Origin of the sequence: Sphingobacteruim zhuxiongii (assembly GCF_009557615.1) — a bacterium.
Lineage (GTDB): Bacteria > Bacteroidota > Bacteroidia > Sphingobacteriales > Sphingobacteriaceae > Sphingobacterium > Sphingobacterium zhuxiongii.
On the sequence record NZ_CP045652.1, the window covers coordinates 671568 to 694452 of the forward strand.

At 37.6% G+C, this 22885-nt stretch carries 20 protein-coding genes; 3 read left to right on the forward strand and 17 right to left on the reverse strand.

Annotated features, from left to right (window positions below):
* Positions 1-27: 27 nt before the first annotated feature.
* The 7 genes from lpdA to GFH32_RS02910 form a co-directional block, all read right to left on the reverse strand.
* The gene (gene lpdA, locus GFH32_RS02880) at positions 28-1434 is read right to left on the reverse strand and encodes a dihydrolipoyl dehydrogenase (RefSeq protein WP_153509644.1); all 1407 of its coding nucleotides are present in this window, start codon (positions 1432-1434) and stop codon (positions 28-30) included.
* Between the two features lie 192 nt (positions 1435-1626).
* Positions 1627-2166, reverse strand: a complete 540-nt coding sequence (locus GFH32_RS02885; RefSeq protein ID WP_153509645.1) for an azurin — start codon at positions 2164-2166, stop codon at positions 1627-1629.
* 83 nt (positions 2167-2249) lie between these two features.
* Positions 2250-3857 (reverse strand): response regulator, encoded by a 1608-nt coding sequence (locus tag GFH32_RS02890; protein WP_153509646.1) that lies wholly within the window; start codon positions 3855-3857, stop codon positions 2250-2252.
* Positions 3858-3865: 8 nt separating this feature from the next.
* On the reverse strand, positions 3866-4435 hold the full coding sequence (locus GFH32_RS02895) for a chemotaxis protein CheB (RefSeq protein WP_153509647.1): 570 nt from the start codon (positions 4433-4435) through the stop codon (positions 3866-3868).
* A gap of 2 nt (positions 4436-4437) precedes the next feature.
* Entirely contained in the window at positions 4438-5271 is an 834-nt protein-coding gene (locus GFH32_RS02900; RefSeq protein ID WP_153509648.1) for a CheR family methyltransferase, read from the reverse strand.
* On the reverse strand, positions 5259-8693 hold the full coding sequence (locus GFH32_RS02905; protein ID WP_160366816.1) for a response regulator: 3435 nt from the start codon (positions 8691-8693) through the stop codon (positions 5259-5261). The genes GFH32_RS02900 and GFH32_RS02905 overlap by 13 nt, the downstream gene beginning before the upstream one ends.
* 22 nt (positions 8694-8715) lie before the next feature.
* The gene (locus GFH32_RS02910; protein WP_153509650.1) at positions 8716-9846 is read right to left on the reverse strand and encodes a hypothetical protein; all 1131 of its coding nucleotides are present in this window, start codon (positions 9844-9846) and stop codon (positions 8716-8718) included.
* Positions 9847-9980: 134 nt separating this feature from the next.
* Between GFH32_RS02910 and floA the strand changes: the two genes are divergently transcribed.
* The 3 genes from floA to GFH32_RS02925 all read left to right on the forward strand — a co-directional run bounded on the left by floA (position 9981) and on the right by GFH32_RS02925 (position 12516).
* Complete coding sequence (floA, locus tag GFH32_RS02915) at positions 9981-10958, forward strand: flotillin-like protein FloA (RefSeq protein ID WP_153509651.1); 978 nt, start codon at positions 9981-9983, stop codon at positions 10956-10958.
* A gap of 449 nt (positions 10959-11407) precedes the next feature.
* On the forward strand, positions 11408-11926 hold the full coding sequence (locus GFH32_RS02920; RefSeq protein ID WP_153509652.1) for a KdsC family phosphatase: 519 nt from the start codon (positions 11408-11410) through the stop codon (positions 11924-11926).
* On the forward strand, positions 11926-12516 hold the full coding sequence (locus GFH32_RS02925; protein WP_153509653.1) for a Maf family protein: 591 nt from the start codon (positions 11926-11928) through the stop codon (positions 12514-12516). The genes GFH32_RS02920 and GFH32_RS02925 overlap by 1 nt, the downstream gene beginning before the upstream one ends.
* 24 nt (positions 12517-12540) lie before the next feature.
* Here the strand turns inward: GFH32_RS02925 and GFH32_RS02930 are convergent, their stop codons facing one another.
* From GFH32_RS02930 to GFH32_RS02975, 10 genes are all read right to left on the reverse strand, one after another.
* Complete coding sequence (locus GFH32_RS02930) at positions 12541-15096, reverse strand: TonB-dependent receptor domain-containing protein (protein ID WP_228384204.1); 2556 nt, start codon at positions 15094-15096, stop codon at positions 12541-12543.
* A gap of 172 nt (positions 15097-15268) precedes the next feature.
* Positions 15269-15703 (reverse strand): hypothetical protein, encoded by a 435-nt coding sequence (locus GFH32_RS02935; RefSeq protein WP_153509655.1) that lies wholly within the window; start codon positions 15701-15703, stop codon positions 15269-15271.
* Positions 15704-15981: 278 nt separating this feature from the next.
* A complete protein-coding gene (gene trpA, locus GFH32_RS02940; RefSeq protein WP_153509656.1) occupies positions 15982-16737 on the reverse strand; it encodes a tryptophan synthase subunit alpha in 756 nt (251 codons plus the stop codon).
* A gap of 4 nt (positions 16738-16741) precedes the next feature.
* Positions 16742-17926: a tryptophan synthase subunit beta gene (gene trpB, locus GFH32_RS02945; RefSeq protein WP_153509657.1), complete on the reverse strand. Its 1185-nt coding sequence runs from the start codon at positions 17924-17926 to the stop codon at positions 16742-16744.
* The gene (locus GFH32_RS02950) at positions 17904-18545 is read right to left on the reverse strand and encodes a phosphoribosylanthranilate isomerase (RefSeq protein WP_153509658.1); all 642 of its coding nucleotides are present in this window, start codon (positions 18543-18545) and stop codon (positions 17904-17906) included. The genes trpB and GFH32_RS02950 overlap by 23 nt, the downstream gene beginning before the upstream one ends.
* Positions 18538-19527: an anthranilate phosphoribosyltransferase gene (gene trpD / locus GFH32_RS02955; RefSeq protein WP_153509659.1), complete on the reverse strand. Its 990-nt coding sequence runs from the start codon at positions 19525-19527 to the stop codon at positions 18538-18540. Before trpD ends, GFH32_RS02950 begins: the two co-directional genes overlap by 8 nt.
* Before the next feature lie 203 nt (positions 19528-19730).
* Positions 19731-20192 carry a hypothetical protein gene (locus GFH32_RS02960; RefSeq protein WP_153509660.1) on the reverse strand — a complete coding sequence of 154 codons (462 nt, stop codon included), beginning with the start codon at positions 20190-20192 and terminating at the stop codon, positions 19731-19733.
* A gap of 92 nt (positions 20193-20284) precedes the next feature.
* Positions 20285-20506, reverse strand: a complete 222-nt coding sequence (locus tag GFH32_RS02965) for a DUF2795 domain-containing protein (RefSeq protein ID WP_002996718.1) — start codon at positions 20504-20506, stop codon at positions 20285-20287.
* A gap of 139 nt (positions 20507-20645) precedes the next feature.
* Entirely contained in the window at positions 20646-21392 is a 747-nt protein-coding gene (locus tag GFH32_RS02970) for a lysophospholipid acyltransferase family protein (protein WP_153509661.1), read from the reverse strand.
* 60 nt (positions 21393-21452) lie between these two features.
* On the reverse strand, positions 21453-22823 hold the full coding sequence (locus GFH32_RS02975) for a dipeptidase (RefSeq protein WP_153509662.1): 1371 nt from the start codon (positions 22821-22823) through the stop codon (positions 21453-21455).
* Positions 22824-22885: the final 62 nt, after the last annotated feature.

The window sequence follows — 22885 nt, forward strand, 5'->3', positions numbered from 1 at the left end:
AGTTTGCCTTTTCTATTTTTTGTACGTTTAAGCGTGAATCGCTCTATTTGAAGTAGCTGCTAATGCGGCTTCTTTTAATGCTTCCGTAAATGTTGGGTGAGCATGACAGATTCTACCGATATCTTCTGCAGAAGCACGGTATTCCATCGCTACAACCGCTTCAGCAATCATATCAGCAGCACGAGGACCAATCATATGAACGCCTAATACCTCATCTGTGTCAGCGTCTGCAAGAACTTTGATAAAACCATCTGTATCTCCAGATGCTTTCGCACGTCCAGATGCTTTGAATGAAAAACTTCCAGCTTTATATTTTTTACCAGCCTCTTTTAATTGCTCCTCAGTCTGACCAACAGAAGCAACTTCAGGCCATGTATAGACTACACCTGGAATCAAGTTGTAATCAATATGCGGTTTTTGTCCTACAATACGTTCTGCAACATAGGTACCCTCGTCTTCAGCTTTGTGAGCTAACATCGCACCACGAACAACATCACCAATTGCATATACGCCTTCTACTGAGGTTTCCATATGCTCGTTAACTGTGATTTTGTTTCCGCGTTCTTCAGTTTTAATACCGATGTTTTCTAGACCTAAACCTGCTGTATATGCTGTTCTACCAACTGCAACGATACAGTAATCTCCTTCTAATTCAACATTTTGTCCTTTAGCATCTTCAGCGGTTACTGTAACCTTCTTGCCTTTCGCTGTTGCACCGGTTACTTTGTGATTTAGGAAGAATTCCATGCCTAAGTTTTTCTTTAAGACACGTTGCAATTCTTTTCCTAATCCAGCGTCCATTGTTGCAATAATTGATTTTGCATATTCAACAACAGATACTTTTGCTCCTAAACGAGCGTATACTGAACCTAACTCTAATCCAATAACACCACCACCGATAACGATTAAATGTTTTGGAACTTCAGTTAAGTTTAATGCTTCTGTAGAAGTAATGATACGAGTTTTGTCTACTGGTAAGAAAGGTAGGGCTGTAGGTTTTGAACCTGTCGCGATAATAATGTTTTTACCTTTTAGTTCTTCTGTAGAACCATCTTCTTTTGTGATTTTGATGGTATTCTTATCAACGAATGATCCAATGCCTTGGAAACTGTCAATCTTGTTTTTCTTGAATAAGTAAGTAATACCTGCCGTATTTTGAGCGATCACGTCGTCTTTACGAGCGATCATCTTTTTCATGTCAAGTTTTAAGCTACTTAGGGAAATACCGTGTTGTTCAAAGTTATGAGCAGCATTATGATAATGCTCAGAAGAGTCCAATAATGCTTTTGAAGGAATACAACCCACATTTAAACAGGTACCACCAAATGTACTGTATTTTTCGATAACAGCAGTTTTCAAACCCAGTTGAGCACAACGGATAGCTGCAACATATCCACCTGGACCACTACCGATTACAATTACGTCGTATTGCATAGAAATTTTATTTGTTTAACGGTCTCAAATTTACTATTTATCTAACGATTTAACGAACGCAAATAAACATTTCCATTGGCAATCGTTTGTCTAATTAGCGATGTGATAAGCGCTTAGTAAGATCAGCGTTAATAAAAACGAAAAAAGCCCCGAGGGTATCGGGGCTTTTAATATGTTTGAAGCTAAATAATACTATTCAGCAACGATTTTACCTTGCATAATTCCGAAGTGTCCTGGGAAACTACAGATGTAAGAGTAAACACCTTTTTCTAACGTAACTGAAATCTTATCAGACTCACCTGGACCTAAAAGTTTTGAATGAGCTACGATTGAAGTAAGAGATGATTTAGGGATGTATTCGCTATCCGCAGCTGCAGAAGCTTCACTTCCAAATGTAGGGATATCGATACCTGGTTTCAAAATAACCAAGTTGTGTCCCATTGACTCTTTTGGCATTGAACCAACATTTTTTACTGTGATTTCTACAGCCTCGCCCGCTTTGACGCGAATCAAGTTAATGTTGTATTGCATTTGGTCATTTCCTTCAACTGTCCAAGTTTGCGATGATGTAACGTTTTCAATTCCTGGAACTGTTTCTTCTGTAGTTGTTGCAGGAGCTTCTGTTGGAGTGGTTTCGGTAGATGTAGTCTCCTCTTTCTTCTCTGCATTATTTCCGCAAGAAGAAACCGCAATCGCTAAAGCTAGTGCAGGAGCTAAAATTAATTTTTTCATAACTGAACTTTAAATTTAATATCTCCGAATTTACTACAAATAATTTATTTAAACGAGTGTTAGTCTTTGAAATACCTTACTATTTAAGAATTTATCTTTGCTGACACATCAACAATCTTTTGATAAAGCTCAATTGGGTCGAAAGGCTTGCCTATTACACCGTCAGCACCCGCTTGAAAGGCTGCTGCCTGTTCATGCTCTAATACAGAAGCCGATATCGTAATGATTGGGATCCCATGTTTCTCCGGAATAATGTGGTTTTTGATTTCTTTTATTGCTTCAAAACCACTCATGATTGGCATGTGTGTATCCATCAAAATGAGATCATAATGATTTGCTTCAACATTTTCCAACGCTAATCGGCCATTACGGACGATGTCTACTTCGCAATTCCAACTCCTTAGCATGTGCGCAAGCATAAAGGAATTTAGGTCATTATCTTCGGCCACGAGCACGCGCATGTTGTTGAACTTAGGAAAAGTATTGTACGATGGCGCATTGTTTTCTTTTTGCTCTTGGTCATGGTCAGAAGCCTCAAACCAGCCTTCAAAGAAGAATTCAGAACCTTTGCCATATTCACTGCTAGCTCCAACTTGACCATTGAGTAATTTGGCAAGACGTTTAACAATAGCTAAGCCTAAACCAGTTCCACCAAATTTCTTCGTAATACCATCATCAGCTTGTTCAAAGGCCATAAAGATTTTCTCGACAGAATCTTCTTTTATACCGATACCTGTATCCTTCACAATAAAACGCAATAGCGATTTATCCTCTTTCTGTTCCATAAACTTAACGGTAAGCGTAATGGAACCTGATTCTGTAAACTTTAGACTGTTGGAAATGAAGTTGCTTATTATTTGTTGCAATCTTAATGAATCATAACGAATATATTGAGGGACTTCACTATCCACTTCGATCTCAAAATCTAAATTCTTGTGTGTTGCTTTGATTTTGAATATTTTATTAATATCCTCAATCATTTTCGACAAACTAAAATCCTCAAATTCTATCTTAAGCATACCAGAATCAATTTTCGAAAGATCGAGAATATCATTGATAATTAATAAGAGCGATTGAGAAGCATTGTCTAGACGTTTAAGCCAGTCACGTTGTTCGGTAGAGAGTTCAGAACTTTTAAACATGTGCATAATGCCCATGATGCCATTGATTGGCGTACGGATTTCATGACTCATATTCGCAAGAAAAATTTCCTTAGATTTTCTCGCCTGAATAGCTTCTTCTTTTGTTTTTAATAACTCTTGACGTGATACCTCAAGCTCACGATTCTTCTCTTTTAATTCTTGCTGAACTAAAATCTGCTGAACAAAGGATCGTACTTTGGCAATAGTTATTTCCGGCTTAAGGGGTTTGTATAGGTAATCCACGGCACCACTTTCTAAGCCCTGTAAGAGGTATTTATCTTCTTTAGAAATAGCTGTCACCATGATTGCCATGATGTGGCTAGTTTTTGGATTGGACTTAAGAATGGATACGAATTCAAAGCCATTAATTTTTGGCATTTGAACATCGACTAAGGCAATAGAAACATCTTCTTTCCAACAAATCTTTAACGCGTCGTTGGGATCTGTCGATGAAATCAGGTTAACATGTTCAACATCTTCCAATAATGCACTTAAACTGATGATGTTTTCTTCCTTATCATCAAGAAGCAAAATGTTGATAGTCTTCATTCTAGCAATTATGTTAATGAGCTAAAATAGTCAATTATTTTAGCATTGGTGAGGGTTATAACTTTTTTTGATATTTTCTGAGCACTTCTAGGCATTGTGTCTATTTTAGCTTCCTCGGGCGACTGTACAAAACAGGCTGCATTCAAATCGGCTAGTCTTTTTAAGCCCTCTGCACCGTCTGTATTCGCACCAGATAATAAAAATGCGGTGCAATTTTGACCATAAATATCGGCTACTGACTCAAAAAAGACGTCGATTGATGGGCGCGAGAATTGAACCGGCTCAGAGATGTCTAAGGAGAATCGAAAGTTCGGTTCTACCAATAAATGATAACCAGGAGGTGCGAAATATATATTATTAGCCAATATGGGTACCTTGTCTTTAACAGAAGTAACTTTTCTATCTAAACGACGCGATAAACTAGACTCTACTTTCGTTTCATACTTTGAATTGCGGTGTAAAACAACGACGATTGCAGCAGAGAAATAAGTCGGGAGATGGTCTAAAATATCGACAATGATTTCATAGGCACCTGCTGAGCCACCTATTACAATAATATTTTTTGCAATTTCTTCCATCCTTATTTTATCTTTTGGTAGATGTTAAATTCCTTGTCAACGACCTTAAAATTCTTCATCACATCATGCCTCAATAGAGTTTCCTTAGTACCTAAGCATAAAAAGCCAAAAAGAGCTAGTGACTCGTAGAAGAGATTCATCACTCTTTCTTGAAGCTTTAGGTCGAAATAGATCAAAACATTCCTACAGGTAATTAAATGGAATTCATTGAAGACCTGGTCTGTCGCTAAATTATGTGTCGAAAAAAGGATGTTTTGACGTAAATCATGATTAATGATTGCCGCATCATAACGCGCTGTATAGTAGGATGCAAAATGTTCCTTTGAATGATAAGCATTGAAGTTTTCGGTGTATTCCTTAAACTTTTTAAGTGGATAAATTCCCTTTTTTGCTACATCAAGTACTTGGCTATTAATATCTGTTCCGTAAATAAACGAGCGATCACTTAAGCCGTGTTCTTTTAATAATATTGCTAATGAATAGACTTCTTCTCCTGTTGAACATCCAGCACTCCAGATTTTTATCCGTGGAAAGGTCGAAAGATAGGGGATAATATCGCTACTTAATTTATTGAAAAACCCTGGATCTCTGAACATCTCCGTGACATTAACAGTAACCTCTTCGATAAAGTATGTTTGAAAGCCCGGAACATTGACCAATGCATTTTTTAAATCAACGATATCCATGTTTTCCAATCCCATAATTCGCTGTATTCTGCGCTTTAGGGAAGAACGTGTATAACCAGAAAGATCGAAATCTGAGATATTCTTTAATAGAAAAATCAGGTCTTCAATTTCTGAGAAACTTATTTCGTAAGTGTTTTCTAACTTAGCCATACCTGCATTAATGATACTAACTTATCAATATCTATAGGTTTACTAACATAATCGCTAGCTCCTAGTTCTATTGATTTCTCTCGATCTCCCTTCATTGCTTTGGCTGTAACGGCTATTATTGGTAAATTGTTATTCTTTTTATCTTTTCGAATAAGTTGAATTGCCTCATAGCCATCCATCTCTGGCATCATAATATCCATTAAGACAATATCAATCTTATTTTCGGGATCACTAACTAATTGAACAGCTTCTCGACCATTATTAGCAATCTCTATCTGCATATTATATTGCTGAAGGGATGATGTTAACGCAAAAACATTTCGCATGTCATCATCCGCAATAAGTACACACTTGCCTTCTAAATTGCTCTTTCCGTAGCTGTTATGATTTCCAATTTTATCCATGTTTTTGACAGGATTGTAAGAGGACTCCGTCAGCTTATTCAAAAACAGATTTACCTCATCCGTCAGACGCGTATTGGACTTGCTGGATTTCAACACCATGGATTGTGTATGACGCATAATCCGTTCAGTCTGCTCGGTAGATAAATCGTATGCTGTATTTATGATTACGGGAAGTTTCTCGTATTTCTTATCGGACTTAATCTTATCTAACATCTCTAAGCCACTACCATCAGGTAATTTAATGTCCAATATGATACAATCGAAATTCTCTTCTTGCTCTAGCTTCTTCAATCCCGACTCAACGGTGAATGCTTGAATTACATTGATTTGTTGTTCGGCAAATGCTTTCTTTATTAAATCGCTTTGGAATTCTTGGTCCTCAATAAGCAATATCTTTTTAACACCTTTATTTAGGTTTAAATTAATGTTTTCAAAAGCAGATTGTATACTTGCCTCACTTACTGGCTTTGACATAAAGCCGATTGCTCCATCTTCTAAGAATTCCTTTTTATCAAAACTCGCCGCAGACATCATATGAATAGGAATGTGCTTAGTCTCTTCATCATTTTTCAACGTTTTTAAGACTTCCCAGCCGTCGGCAATTGGAAGCATAACATCGAGAATTATGGCATCTGGAAGTTTAGATTTCGCGAGTTGAATTCCCGTCTCTCCATCATAAGCTTGAAGGGCCGTAAAACCATAATTTTCAGAGAAGCTTTTTAGGATTTCAGAGAAGTTTACATCATCTTCAATTATTAGAATGACTCTTTCTGTCGATGATTCTTTGGTTTCTACAGAAGGTTCTTTCTTCAATTCTTCCGGTTTCACTGAAACTGGCGTTGGTAAATCTTTTACTGCAGTTACTTCTGGTATCGAAGAAAATGCTTCAGATTCAAATGTAGAAGCCGCTTCAAATGGAATAATGAGCGTAAACTTGCTGCCGACGTTTGGTTCACTTTCAAGCGTTATTCTACCACCTAGGAGAGATGCGATTTCTTTAGAGATGGAAAGTCCTAATCCTGTACCCCCGTATTTACGACTAGTAGAACCATCTTCTTGTCGGAATGCTTCGAAAATCAATGACTGTTTTTCTTTAGAGATTCCAATTCCAGAATCTGTCACCGTAAAGTTCAGGTTGTTTTGATTCAAATATATTTTGAGATTGACCTGTCCATTTTTCTCTGTAAACTTGAAGGCGTTCGAAAGGAAGTTTTTAGTGACTTGCTCAAGGCGGTATTCATCGGTGATAAACTCTGTAGGTGCTTCGGAAAGATCAATTTTGAAATCGATTTTCTTGTCGTCTGCAATTTCCTTAAACAGCGAATCGATATTATTTGCAAATTCTTTACTTAGAATCGTTTCTTTATTAAGGTCAACTTTTCCAGATTCTATTTTTGCTAGATCAAGTAATTCATTGATTAACTGTAATAAATCAGAACCTGCATTATAAATTACCGAGGAGTATTTAATTTGATCCTCTGATAAATTCTTTTGTTTGTTGTCTTGCAATAGTTTGGCAAGAATCAGAATACTATTTAGCGGTGTTCTTAATTCATGACTCATGTTGGCCATAAACTCAGATTTGTACTTACTCGCTTGCTCAACTTCCGCAATTTTCTGTTCTACAACTTGCTGCGCACTTTTCAAATCATTGTTTCGCGTTTCTAGTTCGGCGGCTTTAACATTCAGTTCTTTATTTGCCTGGGATAATTCTTCTTGCTGCACACGAAGTTCCTCTTCAGAAGCTTCCAATAAGTTGGTTTTATAAACTAACTCCTCATTGGTTATCCGTAATTCTTCCTGCTGAGCTTCTAATTCTTCAGTTTGTTGTTGTGTTTCGGTCAGTAGGTCTTCAACTAAGCTTTGATCCTGCCTTGACTTAATTGCCGATCCGATTGCTCTACCCGCACGTCCTAAGAAACTAAGGATCGTTTCTTCACGTTCAGATGGGAAAGAACCAAATACCTCAAGAACGCCAATGCAGTAGTCTTCAAAAACAATTGGGAAGAGAATCACCTTGGCAGGAAGCGAAGCGATAATGCCCGTGCTGAGCTTAACTTGGTCTAATTCGGTGATATCAAGAACCTTGGCTGTTTTCGTTTCTGCAACTGTACCTACCAAACCTTCGCCAATCAATAGTGTTTTTAACAGTTGTTTCGAATCTAAACCATAAGTATCTCTCAGCGTCAATTCGTACGAATCAATCTTACGTATATAAAAAGCGGACGCGTGACTTGCTAATACTTCACGAACAATCGTAAGCGAGTTGTTCGCAATTTGATGTTCCGAAAGATTGCCATTTACGGTATTATAAACCTTTGCAGAATTTTGAAGGACCCAATTCAGTTCTTCAAGTTGATCGGTAGTTTTTTGAAACTCTGCATTCAACTTTCGCTCTGCGGCTGTCGTTTTACTAAGATATAACGACAGCTTCATGATTTGGTAAATCACATAAAGGATGACCAACAAAGAAACTATTCCTGAAAGAAGGGTAATTGTTCGAGTAGACTCTAATTTGGCTAATTTCAAGTTTGTTTTTTCTGAACGGGTTGCAATAACCTCATTGGTCATTTGGTTGCTTGCATTGGTAATCATTTCTTGTTCATCGCTGAGATGATTAGAAATGGTGTCTAAATTTCTTTTTGCATTTAGATCACTCTTGTCAAGAATTGATTCACTGACCGACCGAATTGGTTCTACGCTTTTTGGTATAGAGTCAAATAAGGCATTAGTCGCCGCTAGCTTTTCTAAAGTTGAATTGATATTTGCTCTAGCTCTTTCTCGAGAATAAGCACTAATGTCTTGATTTAATGAATTGAATTTGGAGACACGTTGTATCTCTACTTCCCAATCCTGAATTAGATAGAACTTCTCTTGCGCGAGATCCATATACTCTTTCATTGCACCTGTATATTCCTTCTGCTTGGCAGTGAAATACCAATATGAAAAGATAATTACTAACGTCGCAACGATAATACTTACTATGGCTTGCAATCGGGTTGACTTGAGTTTAAACATGTCTAATGACATAATATTTTTATTAAAATGTTAATCGATAAGTACAATGTGTCTTATATTTTTCAGCAGAAATGGATTCCAAAACTGCTATCATTCGCTTGTTGAAATCGCCAATCCAATTCATTTGAATTTCAGTATATGCTTCTGAACCCAATTGTGCTATTGATTTGGCGAACATCAGAATCATTGCGCTTTCAACGCCTCTCCCTTGGTAGGACGGATGGACTCCGAATACCATTCCAACTATGGTTGAGGATTTTCTAAATGTTTTTCGATACAAAAATCGAATTTTTTGCCATATGTTTAAACTTCCATTTCGTAAAAATTTTACTAAGAGTTGATTTAGGTCGGGTAAATTGATAAAAAAACCAATCGGTTGTTGCTTATAATAAGCGAACCAAATAATCTTTTTGTCCATTACTGGGCTCATATGGGCAATTATTTCTGCTATTTCAGCTTCGCTGAGCGAGTTTACGCCGTCAAAATCTTTCCATGCAGCGTTATATACTTCCCTGAAATTATTAATTATTTCTTTTTTCGAGAGCAGGCTGATATCGGAAAAGCGATAGTTGGAATCATTAAGTACTCTGTTGGCACGTCGTAACATCGCTGGACTAAAATCAGTATTGATTTTACGACGATAGGTATATTGTTTGAATAATATATCGAAAGAAAAATTCTGAAATAGTTTTTGGTAATATGGCGGGTGGTAGAACATACCATAAACTGGAGGATAATATCCATCGATTAGTAGCCCCCACCATTGATCTCTTGTTCCAAAATTGATAGGTCCATCCATCTGTGCTATCCCTTTGGATAGGAGCCAATTCTTCGCCTGATTAAACAGCAGATTTGCTGCTTGTTGATTATCAATGCATTCGAAGAAGCCAAAGCCTCCAGTGTATTCTCCGATTTTGTCATCAAAATGATAAAATGCAGCAATCCTGCCAATAACACGATTATCCAATTCATATAAATTCCAACGAATACAATCGCCATTGGCAAAGAAAGGATTCTTTAATCGGTCAAAAACAGATTCAATGTCCTTGTTAAGTGGATGTATGTAATTAGCGTTCGCCTGGTTAATAAGGGCAGGTAATTCTAGGAATTGTTTTAAGCTTGTGGCGTTAACCACTTCCTTTAAATGCATCATCTAAAATCACGATATTTTGTTTAAATATAATTAATAATGCGGCATTATCGGTTAGCAAGCTTAAATAATCGTCTAATCTTCTGAATAAATTTTATATCTTTAGTAAATTGAAATTTTTATTAATCTACAATTAAATGGATCCAGCAATTCAACTTGTGCTCATCATTATCGGAGCCGTAATAGCGATATTCTTTCTTTTATATTTATTGCCTGTTAATCTTTGGTTTACAGCGCAATTATCCAATGTAAAAATTAGCTTATTGAACCTCGTATTAATGCGTTTAAGAAAAGTATCTCCCGCATTAGTAACCAATGCAATGATTACCTCAACTAAAGCCGGTTTAAAAATTACATCCAATGAGATAGAAACCCATTATCTAGCGGGTGGAAATGTGAATAAGGTCATTAAAGCACTAATCTCTGCTGATAAAGCTAATATTCCTCTAGACTTTAAGCTGGCAACAGCGATCGATTTAGCAGGTCGTGATGTATTTGATGCGGTACAATTATCGGTAAATCCACAGGTGATTAATACGCCTCCCGTTGCTGCAGTTGCTAAAGATGGTATTCAATTGATCGCTAAAGCGCGAGTAACCGTACGTGCTAATATCAATCAGTTAGTCGGTGGTGCGGGTGAGGAAACGATCCTAGCTCGTGTTGGTGAGGGTATTGTTACCACTATCGGTTCTGCAATGAATCATAAAGAAGTATTAGAAAATCCAGATAAGATTTCAAAGACAGTATTGTCAAAAGGATTAGATTCTGGAACCGCATTTGAAATTCTTTCGATCGATATTGCTGATATTGATATTGGCGAGAATGTTGGTGCGAAATTGCAAACCGATCAAGCTGAAGCTGACTTAAAAGTCGCTAATGCGCGTGCCGAAGAACGTCGTGCAATGGCAGTCGCAACCGAACAAGAAATGCGTGCAAAAGCACAAGAAGCAAAAGCAAAGGTGATTGAAGCGGAATCACAAGTTCCCTTGGCGATGGCTGAAGCTTTTAGAAATGGTAATTTGGGAATTATGGATTACTATAAAATGCAGAATATACAGGCTGATACAGATATGAGAACTTCAATCTCGAGACCAAATGGTCCGGAGAAAAAATAGTAGCCTGTTTCAAAAATAAAAGCATAGAAGGCTGTCTAATAAGACAGTCTTTTTTTTGTTTATAACCTACTCCCAAGACTAAATATTAATACAATTATTTCGGAAAACTAGTATGAAGAACGTATTGCAAATTTGCTGCAGTGCTTCAGTTAGGGTAAAAAATAAACCCTGACGATGGGCGCCAGGGTTTGATACTAACCAATTATAAACCTAAATTATGAAAAGACAAATTTTAACTAATAATTCTACTATTCCTTCGAATTATGATACAAAGGTAAAGCAAGAATTCATTTCTGCCAAGAGATTAGTAAAAAAAGTTTCCTTTGCAACTACTTTCTGACAATTCTCTGATTTATGTGTTTTAACAAATAATGTTTTGGCATTTTTTGATTAATCTTGCATAATAATAACTCTGAAACTTTCCCTAATTTTGGGAATAAATTAAAAATATGATCTTTCAAAAGTTCTCACAGATAAAAGTAGTTGTGCTCGATGTGGATGGTGTGCTGACAGACGGAACACTTCAAGTCACTGAATCAGGTGATCAATTAAGAACATTCTATGTCAAGGATGGGTATGCCATGCAGCTTGCTGAAAAGATGGGTTTGAATTTGTGGGTTATTTCCGGAGGGAAGTCCGAAGGAGTTAGGAAGCGACTACAAGGTTTGGGAATACAAGAAATTCATTTGGGCGTTAGTCAAAAGATGGATGTATTAAACGATCTGCTCGCGAAATATAACTTAACACCCGATCAACTTATGTATGTAGGCGATGATATGCCAGATTATGAAGTTATGCAAGTTGTAGGGATCGCGGCTTGCCCTGTTGATTCAGTTGAGGATATAAAGGCAATAGCACATTATATGTCACCATTTAAGGGGGGACACGGTGTTGTTAGGGATGTTCTAGAGAAGATCTTAAAAATACAGGGTAAATGGGGGATACAAACTCATATTAAAAGCGTTTAATGCTACAGGATAAATTAAAGGATATTTCGGTCATACTAGGGTCGAAGTCCCCCCGGAGGAAGGAATTGCTTTCTGCCATGGATATTTCGTTTGAAGTTGAGGTCATCGAAACGGACGAAAGCTTTGATACGACACTTGATTCTGTTTCAATAGTGAAATCGATTGCCGAAAACAAATTGTCGGCATTTGACAGCGAAGGCTATTTCGATCGATTAGTAATCTGTGCGGATACAGTTGTTGTTGATGATAAGGGGTCAGTATTGGGGAAACCAGCGAATCTTGCGGAAGCAAAATCAGTAATCAGCAGCCTCGCGGGTAAACCTCATACGGTATATACGGCAGTGGCTATCGCTTATAGAGATGTTTCGCTAAGTTTCGTCGAAGAAACTACCGTTTGGTTAAACCCGTTAACAGTAGAGGAAATTGATTACTATGTGGAGCGCTACAAGCCTTTAGATAAGGCCGGATCTTATGGCATCCAGGAATGGATAGGCAGGATAGGTATTAATAAGATTGTAGGGTCTTATGAGAATGTCATTGGACTACCTACAGCTCGATTACAGCAAGAGCTAAAGACAATATTTAAATAAAAAATGGGGCTTAAGCCCCATTTTTTATTTAATGTGATATCGAATTCCAGTATAGAACATTCGTCCAGTAATTGGTCCCCAAACCAAATTAGTGTCGAAATTTGTACCGAAAGGATCATTGTATGCTAATATTGGATCTTTCTGATAGAAATTCGTTAAGTTCTCTCCGCCAACATAGATATCAAAGTTTTTATTTTTTCCGAAGGTGCGACTAACTTGTGCGTTCATTGTGACATAGCCTTTAGATTGCGTAACGGCTTGGTAAGCATCCGGTTTAGATGCTGTGCTTGGCAATCGTTTTTTGCCTACTATATTCAGTGTGTAGTCGAAAGCCCATCCAGAATGTAAGTTATAAGCTAAATTTAAGAATCCACGATGCTTAGCATTCAACGGTTTTTCTAATCTTCCTACGTTGTAATCTGTTTGAACATCTAGGAGACGGTATGCCATGCGTGCTTCGAAATGTTGCAATGGCATAAATCGGAATTCAGCTTGAATACTATTGGAGAATGATTTGCCGTCTAAGTTGTAGAAGCTAACTTGGTATGGATCCTCGTAATCGATTACTACTTGATTTTGAAAACGATTGTGGAATAATTCAACCGATACGCCTGATTCTCTTCCAAATAGTTGGAAGTTTTGGTCGATGGTCAAGCCTGTGTTCCATGAAACCTCAGGTTTTAAACCGTAAGCATTTTCGCCATTGATCAATCCATTCATGTTACTAATTTGGCGTGAGGATGCGAATATTCCTAAATTCTCTGCAAAAATATTGGCCGTTCGTTGGCCTCTTCCTGAGCTAAGTCGCAAGGTTGTACCTAACGTTGGCTGATAGCGTAATACAGCTCTTGGCGTTGTAAACCAGCCGTAGAGATTGTTGTAATCTTGACGAATACCTAAAACCGCGTCGAACTTTTCAGTTGGGCTGTATGTGTATTCGGCAAAAACCCCAGTAGTTGTTTCTTGACGTCCAAAATTGTACCGATATTGTGTTTGTCCGGCTAAATATTTGGCCATATCTTCATCATATTTATCCATCTGAACAGACGCACCAACCTTGTATTTATGGGTAACAGAACCTAAAATGTCTTGAAACAACAAATTGGCATAGAGGGATTTTTGTTCGTTATCATATGCCTGTAATCCAAAGAAGCTTTCCTGCTTAAATCGAGAAGCGGAAAGTTGAAGACCGATGCTGCGGTGTTTATTTGTTGGAAATACATACCCCAGCTTACCGAAACCTTCAATACGTTGGTTTTTGAATCCAAGTCCGTAGACGTCAGTTCCGTACTTATCAGTTTTTTCGTCAAAGTCGATTTGCCCGCCAACGCGGTCGTCGTGAAGGAATTTTAACCCAAATTGGGCAATGATACCTTTACCATTTTCAAAATGCCATCGATTAATCCCTGAGAACAGATTTCCTACTGGCATATCGCGGAAACCATTATCACTAAAATTCATCGATTTATTATACATGAAATTGTCATGTAAAAGGAGGCCAACCGACCACTTTTCATTGATATGGTGAGAGGCATTTAAGTTGATGTCAGTCCGCCCCATATTGTTCGCATAAGCATTGAAAAATAGCTTGTCTGAATTATGGGGTTTCTTAAGTTCTACATTGATTTGCCCTGCCATATTTTCAAATCCATTAGCAACGGAACCGATTCCTTTACTAATATTGATGGTTTCTATCCAAGTTCCTGCAATCGAATTTAAACCCAAAGGCGCTGAAAAGCCACGAGGTCCAGGTAAATTTTCTACGGTAATTTGCGTATAAATTCCACTCAGACCTAACATTTGAATTTGTTTGCTTCCCGTTACAGCGTCACTGCTAACAACGTCAACGGAAGCTGTTGTGGTAAAGCTTTCGCTCAAATCACAACAAGCTGCTTTAAACAGTTCTTTTGCAGTTAGGGTTTCAATTCTGTTGGGAGTAAGCTTGGAAATGTAATTGGACTTCTGCTTTCTAGAGATAACGATCTCTTTTAACACATTGTTTTTCGCTTGAATAACAACAATCTCATGTAAGTTTTTAACCTCTACGGTATCACTCTGCATTCCTGCATGTGAAACAACGAGATGGCGAAATGGCTTTTTATGGGTGATTTTGAATACACCATTTTCGTTTGTCTTCACTTTCTTAGCAGGATCATCTGCCCAATAAACGGTTACTTCAGTTATAGGGTTAAGATCCCCCTTGTCATTTTCATTAACGACAACTCCTGTAACTTCATGATCATGGTCGTGATTATGTCCGCCATCATCATCGACATGTTGTGGTTCATCATGACCTTTACCTTCTGAAGTCTGGTATTGTGCGTGATCATGACCTTCATGATCATCTTCTTCAGCCCCTAAACGTTCGTAAAGACAGCATTCATGAAGTTCTTTGTACACATCGTCTGGTGCTTTAAACTCGCCGGCATCATGTCCAATGGCAGCGATTTGCTTTTGAATATGTGCTACTTTTACTTTAGTTGTGTCTAATTTTACTGTCGCGAGGTGACTGTTTATGCTCCATTCGATTGCTGATGCGCCGGCATCTTTTCCAGCTTTCTCAATTCGTTTTTTACACATGCCGCAATTCCCGGCAACTTCAAAACTAATAGTCGTAAGATTGCTTTGAGCAACTGAATTTTGCCCGCAAAATAATAATATAATTAAGGGTAGTATTCTAAATAAATGCATAATGATTTTAATATTGAAACAATTCTTCTAATGAATAAATTAGATTGATATCAATAAAAAATCAAATTCTAAAATTGCAATTTAAGATGTAGACGGGATCTACATAGGCGAATTGAAGTTCCTCGGCACTACTTCTCCATTTAACATCTTGATCCAGCCTTTGTTCCAAAAAAGAAATTATCCAAGGGATGATCACAACGGCAGGAGTAAAGCTAAATAGTTGCTGTAAGGATGATTGCTGTTGATCGGTGTCATTTTTCAGTTCCAATTGAACGTCTTGACACATGTCTTTGTTTTCACAACAGCTCGCGTTTTGTTCGCTATGTTCTTGATTGTGATGGTGTTCAGTGCAGAGTGGACATTGATCATGCGATACTTTTTCCTCATCTAGCACAGAAATTAATGTGCGTTTTCCACAATGATGCATATAAATCGTAGCTCCTGTACTGCATACAGAATAAATCGTCAAAAGCAATATGGCTACTATTTTCCTCATGTCTTGTTTCAAATATAGAAACTATTAAAACATTTGTGGGTAAAAAATATTAAATTTTACTTGCGAAAAAGAAACAGCGATTATATATTCGTCTAACTTAATAGTATAAACCTAATAATATTATGGAACAATTAGCTGCACATCCAAGCTTGCTGTTTATTGGCGTCGGAGGACTTACTTTGGCGGCAGGTGTGGTCATTTTTTTATTTAACAAAGTGCTTAACCGAGTTAACTAAATAAAAAAGGGGATTTTTTAAATCCCCTTTTTTTATGCCTTCTTATCCTTTGATCGACTTAATGAATTCAGGAATTCGGCTTAAGTAGTTTTCTTCGGCCAGTAATTTTACAAATGCTGTACCTACAATTGCGCCATTAGCGAAATTAGTCGCCTTTGTAAAGGTCTCTTTATCATGAATTCCAAAGCCTATTATAATCGGATTCTCTAGCTTCATGTCTTTAATGCGTTGGAAATAACTACTTGCTTGATCTTGGATGTCTAACTGTTTTCCAGTTGTCGCATTCGAAGACAATAAGTAGATAAAACTCGTCGATAGATTATCAATTTTTCTTATTCTTGATTCGGATGTTTGAGGGGTTACCAAAAAGATATTACTGATTCCATTCTCTTCAAACATGTGCTGATATAGTTCCTCATACTCATACATTGGTAAGTCAGGAATGATGGTACCATTGACACCAACTTCTTTGCATGCCTTACAGAAAGCTTCTACACCAAATTGTAGAACGGGATTTACATAGCCCATTAAGTATACGGGAATTTGAACGTGCTTTCTTAAGTCTTTAAGTTGTTCAAATAATACCTTAAGCGACATTCCGTTTTTGAGAGCGACCTCTGAGCTGTGTTGTATGGTTGGCCCGTCAGCAACGGGGTCAGAGTAAGGAAATCCTATCTCTAAGAAGTCTGCTCCAGCAATTTCTAAGGCTTTCGCAATCTCTATCGTACTATCTAGATGCGGGTATCCGGCGGTGAAATAAATGGATAGTAATCCATTAGCGTGCTTTGTTATTTGCATGGTTTTAAAATCCAAAATAGTTCATGTAATTATCTAAATCTTTATCACCGCGTCCTGATAAACAGATTACGACGGTTTCATTGCCTGTAAAATTCATCTTTTCAAGATGTGCGAGTGCATGGGAACTTTCAATAGCGGGGATAATTCCTTCTAATTTCGTTAACTGCAATCCAGCCTGCATAGCCTCGTCATCCGTTGCACTAACATAAGTTCCACGTCCTGATTTAAATAACCAAGCATGTTGTGGTCCAATGCCTGGGTAATCTAATCCTGCAGAAATAGAATAGGGTTCGATAACCTGACCGTCATCGGTTTGCATAAGAATAGAACGGCTGCCGTGCAAAACGCCTTCGTGACCTAAGACTGTTGTAGCAGCAGATTCGCCGCTTTCAACACCATGTCCCGCAGCTTCTACAGCAATAAGTTGTACATCTTCATCATCTAGGAAATGATAGAACATACCTGCAGCATTCGATCCTCCGCCAACACAAGCCATTACGATATCTGGAGTCTCTTTGCCTGTTTTTTCTAATAGTTGTTTTTTCGTTTCTTCGGAAATAATTGACTGAAAACGAGCAACCATATCTGGATATGGGTGAGGGCCAACGACTGAGCCAATGATGTAATGCGTGTCGACAGGGTTATTTATCCAATCTCTTAATGCCTCATTGGTTGCATCCTTAAGCGTTTTGCTTCCAGAAGTTGCAGCGACGACCGTAGCTCCCATCATTTTCATACGCGCAACGTTAGGTGCCTGACGTTTAATATCAATCTCTCCCATGTATACAACACACTCTAAGCCTTTTAGCGCGCAGACTGTAGCTGTTGCTACTCCATGTTGGCCAGCTCCTGTTTCTGCGATTATACGCTTCTTACCTAGCTTCTCGGCTAAAATAATTTGCCCGATGGTGTTGTTGATTTTATGCGCGCCAGTATGATTTAAGTCCTCGCGTTTTAAAAAAATGTTTGCATTGTATTTTTCTGACAAACGATTTGCACGATAGAGAGGCGAGGGGCGACCCACGTAGTCTTTTAATAATTGTTCGAATTCAGTTCTAAAGGAAGGATCTTCTAAAATGCTTAAGTATTGCTCCTGTAGCTCTTCTACATTCGGGTATAGCATTTCTGGGATATATGCTCCACCAAATGGACCGTAGTATCCTTTGCTATTTACTTGATATTTGCTCATTTTCAATTATTTTCAATGCTTTACTGATATTGTCGAGGTCTTTTAAACCTGCTGATATTTCGAATTTTGAATTTAAGTCTAAACCGACTAGGTATTTATCTTTGAAGTTTATTGCTTCTGTAATATTATCTAAGGATAATCCTCCGCTAAGAAAATAGGGTTTAGCGTATGGGTAGCTTTTTAACTTTTCCCAATTGAAGGTTTTTCCTGTTCCACCGTAAGCGTCACTTTTGCTGTCGAATAGGAAAAAATCTACTAAATCCGTAAACTCTTCCAATCTCTGCCATTCAAAATCATCACTGATCCCAAAGGCTTTGATGACTTCTACGTGTAATTCTTTTAGATTCCTACATAAATTGGCCGATTCATCACCATGCAGCTGAACAGTTTTTAAATTGTGTTCCTTAATCTTTTCCTTTATTTCGTCAAAAGTAGCGTTGACAAAAACACCAGTCTTTTTGATTCCGTCCGGAATTTCTGTTTCAATAACTGATGATACATAACGTGCTGATTTAGCATAAAAGATATGTCCGATATAGTCTATAGGAAGTTTTACGAGTCCTTCAATATTGGCCGGATCTCGCATACCGCACACTTTAACAAGGAGTTCTCTAGCCATTGATCAGTTTCTTAAAACTATTGAGGGCTTTTAATCCTAATAACGATGATTCAGCCTCGTAGAAACAATCCCCGAAGCTTTTTTCTGGATGGAAAGTTTTTATACCAAATGCTGCATTGGTTAATACCGTGTTGTTTTGTTCATCCGTACCTGTTCCTTCAATAATCTGTTTGAAGATTTTAGCAGCTTCTTCGACAGTTTCTCCACCAGCTAATGCCTCTGATTTTACTGGAGTAAACCCAAGCTCTTCAACATTATAGTAGTTTTCGCCCTGATTGGTAATAATCTTAAAATCTCCTGTCAACGAGATCTCATCGTATCCATCTAAGGCATGCATAATACTATATTGTTTGTCAGTTCCTTGGTACAGATATGCATATAATCGCGCTAATTCCAAACTAAAGACACCTACGGATTGAAATTTAGGATTGGCTGGATTAGTTAATGGACCTAACATATTAAAGAATGTCTTAACTGCAAGTGCTCGTCGGATTGGAGCGACTGTTTTCATTGCAGGATGAAATAGAGGAGCATGTAGGAAACAAATGTTCGCCCGCTCCAATTGGCCCTTTAAGGTATCCGAATCATTGGTAAATTGATAGCCTAGGTGTTCCATCACGTTGGAAGACCCACAACCGGATGATACACCAACATTACCGTGTTTTGCTACATGGTAACCTGCGCCCGCAACAATGAACGATGCCAGAGTAGAGATGTTGAAGGTGTTCTTTCCGTCGCCACCTGTGCCGCACATATCAATTAAGTCATAGCCATTGAAATCAACTTTATTGCATAAGTCATACATGGCATCTCTAAATCCACCTAATTCTTCGACACGTATGCTTCGCATACCGTATATCGTCATAAAAGCGGCAATTTGATGGCTGTCATATTTACCAGTTGCAATATTCGTTAGGATATCATAGGCTTCCTTTCTGCTAAAGGACTTGTATTCAAATAAATGTGCTAGTATCTCTTTCATAAAATTCAATAAAAAGGGCTTGCCGAAAAGGCAAGCCCGCTATTTTTTGTTTCGCTAAATTAAACTAATAGGTTATTGCCACAACATTATATGCTGTGCCACCACCAAGTTTTATTTGCTACGATTGTTTTCATTAGTTATTAAACAAATATCAAAGATACTTTTGAGAATTGCAAGAAATCTGGTAAAAAAATATCGTTTTGTTAATAGGTCACAAAATGTGCTAGTTCATTCCCTTTAGAAACGAGGGTAAAAGAGGCAATTTTACCATCTTCAACATATAATGAAGTCAACAACCTGTTTTTGTAGTAAAGGAATATCATATTTTCTACAAGCTTTCCCTCAGGATCGATATCGCGTACCTCTTTACGAGGCAGTTCATTAAATCTTTTATATTGAATCTCTTCGATATCCTTTGATAATAAATTGATTCTTATTTCTTGTAAAGATGCTTCAAGATAGTCATATAGCTCATTATTTGGCTTGTTAACAATGACTTTCTCACTCAAAATTACGTCAAGCGCTACATCCAAATCAGCCATATCATTGATGAAATTCTTCGCAATTGCCACACTTTCATTAGTTCGTGGCGAACCTTCCGTAGATTGTGCGAAAGATATAATCGGAAGAAAAATAGCTAATAAAAAAAGTAATCGCTTTCCCATATTTAAAATATTTTTTGAGTCTTTGACCTTACTATTGGTAAAAGGATTAAATAAAAAGCGCCTTTTTTATAAAGGCGCTTTTTATAATGATGTTAATATTCGTCTTCGTTGAAAAAGAAATCATCTTTTGTCGGATAATCTGGCCAGATCTCCTCGATGTTCTCGTAAGGTTCACCGTCGTCTTCTAACGCTTGAAGGTTTTCAATCACTTCAACAGGTGCTCCTGAACGAATGGCGTAGTCAATTAATTCATCTTTTGTCGCTGGCCATGGAGCGTCTTCTAAATGCGAAGCTAATTCAAGTGTCCAATACATATCTCTTTAATTAAGTTTTACATTTTCGCAAAAATAATATTTAATTTAACTATTGCAAGTAAAATGTGTGTAAATCTTTTGTTAATAATATAACGAATTGATTATTAGTTTTTTAAATAGTTCAGTTGCTGCTTGAATATCAATATTTGCTTAGGTTTTCAATCCAAACTTTATTCATCTTTTCGTATACTTCCGTCTCAATTCCATTTACTTTGCCGTTTTCCAATTCAGAATGATGAATAGGTTTTAGTATTGTTATTTCAATCAGACCGGGTTTTGATCCGTATTGACGTCCATCATCCCACATGATTTTCCAAGCATTATGTATGATAACCGGTAAAATTGCGGTATGATTTTCTTGCGCCATTCGGAAAGCGCCAGGTTTGAATTTATGTAGAGTCGGCGGATACTTTTCTTCAATCGCCCCTTCAGGGAAAATAACTAATGATTTTTTTTCCTGAAGTAATTCTAGCCCACGTTTAAAAGCTTTGAATGCGGATATTTTACTTTCTCTTTTTACGGGAATGTCAATAGATTTAAAGAATATTCTAGTTACCGGATTCTTCAATAGTTCAATCTTACCCATAAATGAGAATTGTTGCGGACAGAGATAGGTAAGTGCCGTAATATCTAGAATAGAAGTGTGGTTTGGGCAGATGATGTAAGGTTGCGACCAATCAATCGGCTCTTCGTAATTTATTTTGAAACGAATACCAACTAGATGTACGCTTAAAACAGATATCCATTTGCGAAACCAAACAATAGCCGCATAGTTCTTATGTGGATTTCTCGACAACACGAAGAGCAATGGATAGCAAAGGATAAAAAAGAATAATACAGAAATGAAGTAGAGTAGTCTATGTATTTTTCTTAAAAGTAACAACATTATCTTTGATCAGTTGGTCGAAGATAAAAAAAATGCTTCACAGCGTGAAGCATTTTTATGTTATTTGCTTAATTCAGCGTAATATTTATGAAAAAGTGGAATTGTCTCTATACCCTTTAGGTAGTTTTCGATACCATACTTCTCATTTGGAGAGTGTAAGTTGTCACTGTCTAAACCAAAGCCTAGTAATACTGTTTTGATTCCTAATTCTTGCTCAAATAAAGCTACAATTGGAATCGAACCACCACCGCGTGTAGGAACAGGCTTTTTATTAAATGTTTCTTCTAAAGCTTTCTCAGCCGCTTTGTAAGCAATACTGTCTGTTGGAGTAACGACAGGCTCGCCACCATGATGCGGTTTAACATCCACTTTGATGTAATTTGGAGCAATGCCTTCGAAGTGATCTTTGAATAATTTTGTAATGCGCTCTGATTTTTGGTTAGGAACTAAACGCATTGATATTTTAGCAAATGCTTTCGAAGGTAAAACAGTCTTTGCACCCTCACCAATATATCCACCCCAGATACCGTTTACTTCCAACGTTGGACGAGTACCAGTGCGCTCAATAGTAGTATATCCTTTCTCTCCCCACACTTCCGCAACTCCTAAATCTGTTTTGTATTCTTCAATGTCAAAAGGAGCGGCATTTAAAGCTTTGCGTTCTTCGTCTGTCAGCTCTACAACATCGTCATAAAATCCAGGGATAGCAATATGGTTGTTCTCATCATGAAGTGATGCAATTAACTTCGCTAAAATGGTAGCTGGATTCGCTACAGCACCTCCGTAAACGCCGGAGTGTAAGTCGCGATTAGGACCAGTAACTTCCACTTCAACATAAGATAAACCACGTAGTCCAGTTTCCAATGAAGGGGTCTCAAGACTAATCATTGAAGTGTCTGAAATAACGATTACATCTGCTTTTAAACGTTCTTTATTTGCACTAACAAAGATGCCAAGATTTGCTGAACCAACCTCTTCCTCACCTTCAATCATGAATTTGATATTACATGCTAATTCATTGTTCTTAACCATATATTCAAATGCCTTTACGTGCATATAGAATTGGCCTTTATCATCGGCAGCACCACGTGCATAGATTTTACCATCGCGAACAGTAGGCTCGAAAGGAGGAGTATCCCATAACTCTAATGGATCGGCTGGTTGTACGTCGTAGTGACCATAAACTAATACAGTTGGTAATGATGGATCGAAGATTTTCTCTCCATAAACAATCGGATAACCAGCAGTCGGGCAGATTTCAACGTTATCCGCGCCAGCATCTTTTAATTTTTGAGCGACAAACTCTGCAGTGTTTAAGACACCTTCTTTAAATTGTGGATCTGCACTTACAGAGGGAAAGCGCAATAATTCAAATAATTCATCCAAGAAGCGATCCTTATTCGCTTCTACATAGTCTTTGATTTTTTGCATTTCAAATGGTTTTTACAAAGGTAGTGAAATAAATTTTACTATATCTGTAACTTTTCGGCCAA

Bases quoted from the DNA above. Each gene is read 5' to 3' on its own strand.
- lpdA (WP_153509644.1), bottom strand. From the start codon at position 1,434: ATGCAATACGACGTAATTGTAATCGGTAGTGGTCCAGGTGGATATGTT.
- GFH32_RS02885 (WP_153509645.1), bottom strand. From the start codon at position 2,166: ATGAAAAAATTAATTTTAGCTCCTGCACTAGCTTTAGCGATTGCGGTT.
- GFH32_RS02890 (WP_153509646.1), bottom strand. From the start codon at position 3,857: ATGAAGACTATCAACATTTTGCTTCTTGATGATAAGGAAGAAAACATC.
- GFH32_RS02895 (WP_153509647.1), bottom strand. From the start codon at position 4,435: ATGGAAGAAATTGCAAAAAATATTATTGTAATAGGTGGCTCAGCAGGT.
- GFH32_RS02900 (WP_153509648.1), bottom strand. From the start codon at position 5,271: ATGGCTAAGTTAGAAAACACTTACGAAATAAGTTTCTCAGAAATTGAA.
- GFH32_RS02905 (WP_160366816.1), bottom strand. From the start codon at position 8,693: ATGTTTAAACTCAAGTCAACCCGATTGCAAGCCATAGTAAGTATTATC.
- GFH32_RS02910 (WP_153509650.1), bottom strand. From the start codon at position 9,846: ATGATGCATTTAAAGGAAGTGGTTAACGCCACAAGCTTAAAACAATTC.
- floA (WP_153509651.1), top strand. From the start codon at position 9,981: ATGGATCCAGCAATTCAACTTGTGCTCATCATTATCGGAGCCGTAATA.
- GFH32_RS02920 (WP_153509652.1), top strand. From the start codon at position 11,408: ATGATCTTTCAAAAGTTCTCACAGATAAAAGTAGTTGTGCTCGATGTG.
- GFH32_RS02925 (WP_153509653.1), top strand. From the start codon at position 11,926: ATGCTACAGGATAAATTAAAGGATATTTCGGTCATACTAGGGTCGAAG.
- GFH32_RS02930 (WP_228384204.1), bottom strand. From the start codon at position 15,096: ATGTGTAAAAAACGAATTGAGAAAGCTGGAAAAGATGCCGGCGCATCA.
- GFH32_RS02935 (WP_153509655.1), bottom strand. From the start codon at position 15,703: ATGAGGAAAATAGTAGCCATATTGCTTTTGACGATTTATTCTGTATGC.
- trpA (WP_153509656.1), bottom strand. From the start codon at position 16,737: ATGCAAATAACAAAGCACGCTAATGGATTACTATCCATTTATTTCACC.
- trpB (WP_153509657.1), bottom strand. From the start codon at position 17,926: ATGAGCAAATATCAAGTAAATAGCAAAGGATACTACGGTCCATTTGGT.
- GFH32_RS02950 (WP_153509658.1), bottom strand. From the start codon at position 18,545: ATGGCTAGAGAACTCCTTGTTAAAGTGTGCGGTATGCGAGATCCGGCC.
- trpD (WP_153509659.1), bottom strand. From the start codon at position 19,527: ATGAAAGAGATACTAGCACATTTATTTGAATACAAGTCCTTTAGCAGA.
- GFH32_RS02960 (WP_153509660.1), bottom strand. From the start codon at position 20,192: ATGGGAAAGCGATTACTTTTTTTATTAGCTATTTTTCTTCCGATTATA.
- GFH32_RS02965 (WP_002996718.1), bottom strand. From the start codon at position 20,506: ATGTATTGGACACTTGAATTAGCTTCGCATTTAGAAGACGCTCCATGG.
- GFH32_RS02970 (WP_153509661.1), bottom strand. From the start codon at position 21,392: ATGTTGTTACTTTTAAGAAAAATACATAGACTACTCTACTTCATTTCT.
- GFH32_RS02975 (WP_153509662.1), bottom strand. From the start codon at position 22,823: ATGCAAAAAATCAAAGACTATGTAGAAGCGAATAAGGATCGCTTCTTG.